The following is an 8,717-nucleotide window of genomic DNA, read 5'->3' on the forward strand; positions in this document are numbered from 1 at the left end:
GGATGAAGCCTATCTCCAGCGTCTCGATGAAGTACGTCGCGACGACGCCAGGGCCGAGGGTACGCCCACCGAGAATGGCATAATCGATCTTCATAACGACGAAGAAGACTACTGAAACACGAGCGAAATCCGAACATGACCTATCGCCGCGAAGAACACAGCTTTATACCGGAATCCGACCTGGAAGGCGTCTCGGTGGATACTCTGGCCGTGAGGGCAGGGCAGCACCGGACCGCAGAGCTGGAACACAGCGATGCGATTTTTCCGACCTCCAGCTTCGTCTATGGCAGCGCCGCTCAGGCGGCAGCCCGTTTTGGTGGAGATGAACCGGGAAATATCTACTCCCGGTTTACCAACCCCACTGTGCAGGCCTTCGAACAACGCATTGCCGCCATGGAGGGTGGCGAGCAGGCGGTTGCCACGGCGTCGGGCATGGCGGCGATACTCGCCACCTGCATGGCCCTGCTGAAATCCGGTGACCACGTGATCTGCTCCAGGGGTGTTTTTGGCACCACCAACGTCCTGTTTCAGAAGTACATGGCGCGGTTCGGGGTCGAGACCACCTTTGTTGCGCTGACAGATCTGGACCAATGGCGGGGTGCGGTACGCCCGGAAACCCGTCTGCTGTTCATCGAGACACCGTCCAACCCGCTCTGTGAAGTAGCGGATATGACCGCGCTGGCGGCTGTCGCCCGGGATGCCGATGCACTGTTTGTGGTTGATAACTGTTTTTGTACGCCAGTGTTGCAGAGGCCCTTCGAGTTCGGGGCAGACATTGTTATTCACTCGGCCACCAAGTATCTGGACGGGCAGGGGCGTTGTGTGGGTGGCGTGGTGGTCGGGTCGTCAAAGCTGATGGCAGAGGTTGTCGGCTTCCTTCGCTCAGCCGGGCCCACCATGAGTCCCTTCAATGCCTGGATTTTTCATAAGGGATTGGAAACCTTACCAATCCGTATGCGTGCTCACTGTGAGAATGCGCTAGAGTTGGCTCGTTGGCTGGATCAGCAGGAGGCTGTGGAGCGGGTTTTTTACGCGGGACTGGAATCCCACCCACAGCACGAACTGGCCAAAAAGCAGCAAAGCGGATTCGGTGGTGTGTTGTCGTTTACCGTGCGTGGCGGTCAGGCCCAGGCCTGGGCCTTCATTGATGCTACCCGCATGATTTCGATTACTGCCAATCTGGGGGACGTAAAATCCACCATCACCCATCCCGGTACCACCACCCACGGCCGCCTTTCTCCGGAAGACAAGGCCACCGCCGGAATTACGGACAACCTGATCCGGATCTCGGTGGGCATCGAGGCAGTTGAGGACCTGAAAAGGGATCTTCAGCGGGGCCTGGACGCGGTCGCAGGATAACGTCTCCGGGAACCCGGGTTCCCGGAGTTCCGGCTCACAACCTTCAAAGGATCGAATCTGGTATCCATGGCCAAGAGCGGAAAAGCACAAAGCGCGGCAATTGCCCCTCCCACTGAAAAGCAGCTGCGGTTTCGCAGGCTGATGGCTCAGGGCGCGCGGGAAGGCGCTGTTATCGCCCTGATCGCGCTGGCAATTTTTCTTGCCATGGCACTGGTCAGTTTCAGTCCGTCGGATCCCGGCTGGGCCAGTATCGGCCATCAGACCAGCGTCAGTAACTCGGCGGGGCGCTCCGGCGCCTGGCTGGCCAGTCTGCTGATGGATCTGTTTGGTCAGATGGCCTTCCTGTTTCCGGTAATGGTGGCGGGTTATGCCCTGATGCTGGTACGTCGCCGCCATGATCCGATGGAAATGCACTGGCCCTTGCTGCTGGTGCGTAGTGGCGGGTTCCTGCTGATTCTTCTTTCCGCCTGCAGTCTGTTGGCTCTGTATTCCCTGTTTGGACTGGGCTACACCTCAGGCGGGGTTCTCGGTCAATCGGTTTCCGGCGCCATGGTCCGCTTCTTCAATCTTCCGGCCACAACGTTGATTCTGGTGGCCATCTTTCTGTTCGCCCTGACAGTAACCACCGGGCTGTCCTGGTTCCGGATCATGGACCGACTGGGCGGTATGGCGCTATCCCTCTACTACGGATTCCTCGGCCTGTTCCGCTCGTCACCGGACAAACCACAGAAGGAACCGGCAAAAACGGAATCTCCGAAACCGGGTAAAGCTGCCAACCCGGTGGCCGATCCGCCGGTGGTGCGGGACCGGATAGACGTTTCCACATCAGGCCCAAAGCGCCCGTGGTGGCGATGGCTGTGGCCGTTTGGCGGGCGATCAGCCGCCAGGGCTGAGGACAGCGCAACGCCATTGGCCAGGCCGGCCCGGAAAAGGGCGGATGATGACGAACCGGCGCTGCTGGAAAGCTTCAGTTCCCGGGATGACGGTCCCGAGGTCAGGCCGGAGTCGGAATCCCTCAACGCCAGTCGTAGCGGACCGGATGCCGGTGATCCGGAGGAAGTTATTCCGGTAGCGCGTCAGGTCAAGATTTCGCCGTTCAAACGGGATGCCGAAACAGAATCCCAGAAGGAGAAAGTCCGCAAGCAGGCATCACTGTTTGAAGACCTTGAAAGCCCGATTCCCCCCATCAGTTTGCTGGACCCGCCAGAAGAGCATAGTGGTAAGGGTTACTCTGAGGAGGCGCTGGAGCATATGTCGCGCCTGCTCGAAGAGAAACTGGCGGACTTCGGTGTCACCGTTGAAGTGGTTGAGGTGAACCCCGGGCCGGTCATAACCCGCTTTGAGATAAAGCCGGCCGCCGGCGTGAAAGTCAGCAAGATCTCGAATCTGGCCAAGGATCTGGCCCGCTCACTGGCGGTACTCAGTGTGCGGGTGGTTGAGGTTATTCCCGGAAAATCCGTGGTGGGAATTGAAATCCCGAACGAATCCCGGGAGATTGTCCGTCTCAGTGAAGTGCTCAGCGCCCGGGTGTTTACCGAGGCCACATCACCGCTGACACTGGCGCTGGGGAACGACATCGGCGGCAACCCGATGGTGGCCAACCTGTCGAAGATGCCCCATTTGCTGGTAGCCGGGACCACCGGTTCCGGTAAGTCGGTGGGCGTCAATGCCATGCTGCTGAGCATGCTGCTCAAGGCCACTCCGGAGGAAGTCCGCTTCATCATGGTGGATCCGAAGATGCTGGAGCTCAGTATCTACGAGGGCATTCCGCACTTGCTGTCACCAGTGGTGACCGACATGAAAGAGGCCGCCAATGCGTTGCGCTGGTGTGTGGCCGAAATGGAGCGCCGTTACCGCCTGATGGCCAATCTCGGTGTGCGTAACATCGCCGGCTACAACCTCAAGGTCAGGGAAGCCAGAAACGCCGGCGAGCCGCTGCTGGATCCATTGTGGAAGCCCGACGAATGGCTGGATAACGACGAGCAGTCACGGCCGGAACTGGATACCCTGCCGTTCATCGTGGTGGTTATCGACGAATTCGCCGACATGATGATGATCGTCGGCAAGAAAGTGGAAGAACTGATTGCCCGTATTGCCCAGAAGGCCCGTGCTGCCGGTATCCACCTGATACTGGCGACCCAGCGGCCTTCCGTGGATGTGATTACCGGTCTGATCAAGGCCAATATTCCGACCCGGATGTCGTTCCAGGTATCGTCCAAAATTGACTCCCGGACCGTGCTCGATCAGGGCGGTGCCGAACAATTGCTGGGCCACGGCGACATGCTGTACCTGCCCCCGGGGTCAGGTTTGCCGGTGCGGGTCCACGGTGCCTTTGTGGATGACGACGAAGTGCACCGGGTGGTCAATGCCTGGAAGGCCCGGGGTGAACCCAAGTACATCGACGACGTTCTCAACGGCGCGGAAGGCGAGAACTTACCGGGTGTACCCTCGCTTTCTGATGGTGACAGCGATGCCGAGGGCGATGCCCTGTTTGATGAGGCGGTTGCGTTTGTCACCGAGGGTCGGCGGGTGTCCATTTCATCAGTCCAGCGCAAGTTCAAGATCGGATACAACCGTGCCGCCAACCTCGTGGAGGCCATGGAGGCCGCCGGGGTTGTCAGTTCCGCAGGCCATAATGGCTCGCGAGAGGTCCTGGCACCGCCACCACCCAAACACTGATCCCGGATTCCGGGGAGGTTATGTATGATGCTGAACTCAGTCAAACAACTGCTGGCACTGTCGGTGCTGCTGCCCTGGGCCCTGACGGCCGCAGCGGCGGGTACCCACAGTGAGGGCGCGGCGGAACGACTGTCCGACCTGCTGAGAGATTACGGTACCTTTCAGGCCAGCTTTACCCAGGAAGTGGCGGACGACCGTGGCCTGGTGGTGCAGGAAACCGAAGGAAAACTCCGGGCCAAGCGCCCTGGTCTGTTTTACTGGGAAACCCGGCCACCGGCCAACCAGTTTATTGTCAGCGATGGCAAAACCGTGGAAGTGTACGATCCGGACCTTGAGCAGGTGACGGTTCAGGAACTGGATGAACAGGTCTCGGTGACACCGGCCTTGCTGCTCAGTGGCGAGGTGGAAGGTCTGTCAGACGTCTACCGGGTTGATGAGCGGGTGCTGGGTGAGTTTACCCGGGTGTATATTCTGGAGCCGAAATCCGAGGACTCGCTGTTCATTTCCCTGACCCTGGTCTTCTTTGACGGCGAGCTTCAGGAAATGGAGCTGGAAGATTCCCTGGCCCAGCGTACCCTGATCAGCTTCGGTGGAATCGTACTGAACGAGGATCTTCCGGACAGCGCTTTCCGGCTGGATTATCCGGAGGGTGTTGACGTCATCAAGGGCCTGCAGTAATGACGCAGAGTCTGTTTGATGAACCCAGGGGCTTCGAGCCCCTGGCCGCCAGGATGCGGCCTCGCAGCCTGGATGACTATGTCGGACAGACGCATCTGGTGGGCCCCGGCAAGCCGCTCCGATTGGCGGTAGAGCACGGCCAGTTGCATTCCATGATTCTCTGGGGCCCTCCCGGTGTAGGCAAAACCACCTTTGCACGGCTGCTGGCCAGTGTCGGAGATCTGGGCTATGAAACACTGTCAGCGGTGCTGGCAGGGGTCAAGGACATTCGGGCGGCAGTAGACCGGGCCCGCCATCGCAAGCAGGCGGAGGGCCGCGACACACTGCTGTTCGTTGATGAGGTTCACCGCTTCAACAAAAGCCAGCAGGATGCCTTCCTGCCGCACATCGAAGACGGTACCTTCATCTTTGTCGGCGCCACCACTGAAAATCCATCCTTTGAGCTGAATAGTGCGTTGCTGTCCCGTACCCGTGTCTATGTGCTGAAGGATCTCGAAGAATCGGATCTACTGGCGCTGCTGGAGCGGGCGGTGATGGCGGAGCAGGGACTTGCCGGCAAGTTCCGGGTGGAACCTTCGGTACTTGCGCTGATTGCGTCGGCCGGTGGTGGCGATGCCCGGCGGGCCCTGAACGTGCTGGAAGTGGCGTCGGATCTTGCTGAAGCCGATGCCGATGGCCATCCGGTGATTACCGAAGCGGTGCTTGAGCAGGTGTTGCAAAGCAGTCTGCGTCGTTTCGACAAGGGTGGCGACGTTTTTTACGATCAGATTTCCGCCTTGCACAAGTCCGTGCGGGGGTCTGATCCGGATGGCGCGCTCTATTGGTTATGCCGGATGCTGGACGGCGGTGCGGATCCTGTCTACATCGCCAGGCGCCTGCTGCGCATGGCCTCTGAAGACATAGGCAATGCCGATCCCCGGACCCTGCGGTTGTGCCTGGATGCCTGGGATGTGCAGGAGCGCCTGGGTTCGCCGGAGGGTGAGCTGGCACTTGCCCAGGCGGCTACCTTTCTGGCGCTGGCGCCCAAGAGCAATGCCATCTACAAGGCCTATAACCAGTGCCGCGCGGATATTCGCAAGGACCCGGATTATCAGGTACCGGTGCACCTGCGTAACGCCCCCACCGCGTTGATGAAAAGCCTGGGGCATGGCGATGACTACCGCTACGCCCATGACGAGCCTGAAGCCTTTGCGGCCGGTGAAAGTTACCTTCCGGAAGCGGTGGCGGACCGTCGTTACTACCAGCCGGTACCCCGGGGCCTGGAGATCAAACTGGCCGAAAAGCGGGCGCGGCTGGACGAACTCAATCGCCGTAGTCCTCAGCAGCGCTATCCGCAACCTTAACGTCACCTTGCAGTAACAGGTATAATGCCTGCCAGATTCTGACAACTTCCAACTGACCACAGGGATACCCATGCTCGACCCCAAACGCGTTCGTGCCGAAACCGACGAGATCGTCCGCCGTCTGGCGGTCAAGCACTTTACGTTTGAGCGCAAGCTTTTTGACGAACTCGAGGAAAAGCGCCGTGCCATTCAGGTTCAGACCGAGAACCTGCAGAGCGAGCAGAACAAGCGGTCAAAATCCATCGGCAAAGCCAAGGCCGCCGGGGAGGACATCGCGCCCCTGTTGCAGGAAGTGGAAAGCCTGAAGCAGCAGAAGGCCGAGGCCGAAGACAATCTGCGTGCGGTTCAGGAATCGCTGAATGCCTTTCTGGCAGGTATTCCGAATCTGCCTGATGAAGACGTTCCCGAAGGTGAGAGTGAGGAAGACAACGTCGAGGTCCGTCGCTGGGGCACTCCGCGCACCTACGATTTTGAGGTGAAAGACCATGTCAGTCTGGGTGAAAGCCTGAAGGGCATCGACTTTGAACGGGGCAGCCTGCTGGCCCATTCCCGTTTTGTCGCCATGACTGGCCCTATTGCCCGGCTGCACCGGGCGCTGGCCCAGTTCATGATGGATCAGCACACCGCAGAGCACGGCTACACGGAAACCTATGTACCGTATCTGGTGAATGCCAATACTCTGTTTGGCACCGGTCAGCTGCCCAAGTTCGAGGAAGACCTTTTCCGCACCGCCGGTGATCAGCCGCTCTACCTGATTCCTACTGCGGAAGTGCCGGTGACCAATCTGGTGGCCGATACCATCATTGATGCCAGCGAACTGCCCCTCAAATTTGTGGCCCACACACCCAGTTTTCGCAGTGAGGCCGGGTCTCACGGTCGCGATACCCGCGGCATGATCCGACAGCACCAATTCGACAAGGTCGAGCTGATTCATATCGTCCGGCCGCAGGATTCCGACGCCGCGCTCGATGAGCTGACCGGCCATGCCGAGAAGATCCTGCAGTTACTGGACCTGCCTTACCGGGTTGTCGCCCTGTGTGGCGGTGATATCGGCTTTGCTGCCGCGCGTACCTACGATCTTGAGGTGTGGCTGCCGGGCCAGGACAAGTACCGTGAAATTTCCTCCTGCTCCAATACCCGTGACTTCCAGGCTCGCCGCATGCAGGCCCGCTGGCGCAACCCGGACACCGGCAAGCCCGAGCCGGTGCATACCCTGAACGGCTCCGGCCTGGCGGTCGGTCGCACCCTGATTGCGGTGATGGAGAACTATCAACAGGCAGACGGCAGCATTGTGATTCCTGAGGTATTGCGCCCCTACATGCGAGGTCAGGAAAGGATCCAATGAACGAAAAGACGCAGGATGCGCAGACGCCCGGAATGCCTCCCCGTTATCGGGAAAACCCGGTTACCCGGAACCCCAACACTTCACCTGGTGAGGTGTTCCTTGTGGGTGCCGGCCCCGGTGATCCGGAACTGCTGACGCTGAAGGCCTGGCGGATATTGCAGTCAGCCCAGATCGTGCTGTATGACCGCCTGGTCTCGAAGGAAATCCTGAATCTGATCCCGGAGTCAGCGGAACTTCAGCACGTCGGCAAACAGCGCGCCAATCATTCGGTGCCGCAGGAGCAGATCAACCAACGGCTGGTGGACCTTGCCCAGCAAGGCTTGCGGGTGGTTCGCCTGAAGGGCGGGGATCCGTTTATCTTCGGCCGGGGCGGGGAGGAGATAGAAACCCTGGCCAGTTCCGGAGTGAGGTTTCAGGTGGTGCCGGGTATTACCGCCGCATCGGGCTGTGCAGCCTATGCGGGTATTCCGCTGACCCACCGGGATTACGCCCAGTCGGTGCGCTTTGTGACCGGCCATCTGAAGAACGATACCTGTGATCTGCCCTGGCGGGACTTTGTCCAGACCAACCAGACCCTGGTTTTCTACATGGGTCTGGTGGGACTGCCCATTATTGTGCGGGAGCTGATTGACCACGGCATGGCGAAATCCATGCCGGTGGCGCTGGTGTCCCGTGGCACCACGCCGGATCAGAAGGTTGTCACCGGCACCCTGAGCACCATAGTTGAACGGGTGGAAAACAGTGGGGTTGCTGCGCCAACGCTGATTATTATTGGTGAGGTGGTGCAGCTTCGTGATCGCCTGGACTGGATGGGTGCTGTGGAAGGGGTGAATGCTCCAGCCGGTGGCGCATTCTGACATCCGGCCCCGTGCTTGCGTGCCAGCTCAAAAACAAAAGGCCTGCCGGGTGAATCCGGGCAGGCCTTTTCATTGCAGGCGTAAAACGGACCTGTTTCAGCGGATCCGTTTGGGCAGCACGTCCTTGAGTTTGTCGCGCATGTCCCGCAATGCTTTCTCGGTGGCTGGCCAGTCAATGCAGGCATCGGTCACCGATACGCCGTATTTGAGGTCCGCCAGATTCTGGGGAATAGACTGGTTGCCCCAGTTCAGGTTGCTCTCCACCATCAGGCTCTGGATGGACTGGTTACCTTCCAGAATCTGATGGGTAACGTCCTGCAGCACCAGCGGCTGGATCGCGGGATCCTTATTGGAGTTGGCGTGGCTGCAGTCGATCATGATGGACTTGCGCAGGCCGGCCTTGTCCAGCGCCTGTTCACACAATGCCACACTGACCGAATCGTAGTTTGGCTTGCC

At 59.6% G+C, this 8,717-nt stretch carries 5 protein-coding genes and 2 pseudogenes; 6 read left to right on the forward strand and 1 reads right to left on the reverse strand.

The features are described 5' to 3' along the window. Positions 1 to 135 precede the first annotated feature (135 nt). From AAC035_RS14945 to cobA, 6 genes and pseudogenes are all read left to right on the forward strand, one after another. Positions 136 to 1,359 carry an O-succinylhomoserine sulfhydrylase gene (locus AAC035_RS14945; protein WP_339805528.1) on the forward strand — a complete coding sequence of 408 codons (1,224 nt, stop codon included), beginning with the start codon at positions 136 to 138 and terminating at the stop codon, positions 1,357 to 1,359. Between the two features lie 66 nt (positions 1,360 to 1,425). Continuing rightward, the gene (locus tag AAC035_RS14950; RefSeq protein WP_339805530.1) at positions 1,426 to 4,038 is read left to right on the forward strand and encodes a DNA translocase FtsK 4TM domain-containing protein; all 2,613 of its coding nucleotides are present in this window, start codon (positions 1,426 to 1,428) and stop codon (positions 4,036 to 4,038) included. A gap of 24 nt (positions 4,039 to 4,062) precedes the next feature. Next, complete coding sequence (gene lolA / locus AAC035_RS14955) at positions 4,063 to 4,716, forward strand: outer membrane lipoprotein chaperone LolA (RefSeq protein ID WP_339805533.1); 654 nt, start codon at positions 4,063 to 4,065, stop codon at positions 4,714 to 4,716. Next, on the forward strand, positions 4,716 to 6,059 hold the full coding sequence (locus tag AAC035_RS14960) for a replication-associated recombination protein A (protein ID WP_339805536.1): 1,344 nt from the start codon (positions 4,716 to 4,718) through the stop codon (positions 6,057 to 6,059). The genes lolA and AAC035_RS14960 overlap by 1 nt, the downstream gene beginning before the upstream one ends. Before the next feature lie 70 nt (positions 6,060 to 6,129). After that, the gene (serS, locus tag AAC035_RS14965; protein ID WP_339805538.1) at positions 6,130 to 7,404 is read left to right on the forward strand and encodes a serine--tRNA ligase; all 1,275 of its coding nucleotides are present in this window, start codon (positions 6,130 to 6,132) and stop codon (positions 7,402 to 7,404) included. A 65-nt stretch (positions 7,405 to 7,469) separates the two neighbouring features. Beyond that, positions 7,470 to 8,261: pseudogene (cobA, locus tag AAC035_RS14970) on the forward strand (uroporphyrinogen-III C-methyltransferase); the annotation flags it as partial. Positions 8,262 to 8,357: 96 nt separating this feature from the next. On the opposite strand, the pseudogene AAC035_RS14975 reads toward cobA, so the two are convergent. Beyond that, a pseudogene (locus AAC035_RS14975) lies at positions 8,358 to 8,717 on the reverse strand (3-deoxy-7-phosphoheptulonate synthase); the annotation flags it as partial.

It is taken from the genome of uncultured Marinobacter sp. (assembly GCF_963974375.1).
GTDB lineage: Bacteria > Pseudomonadota > Gammaproteobacteria > Pseudomonadales > Oleiphilaceae > Marinobacter.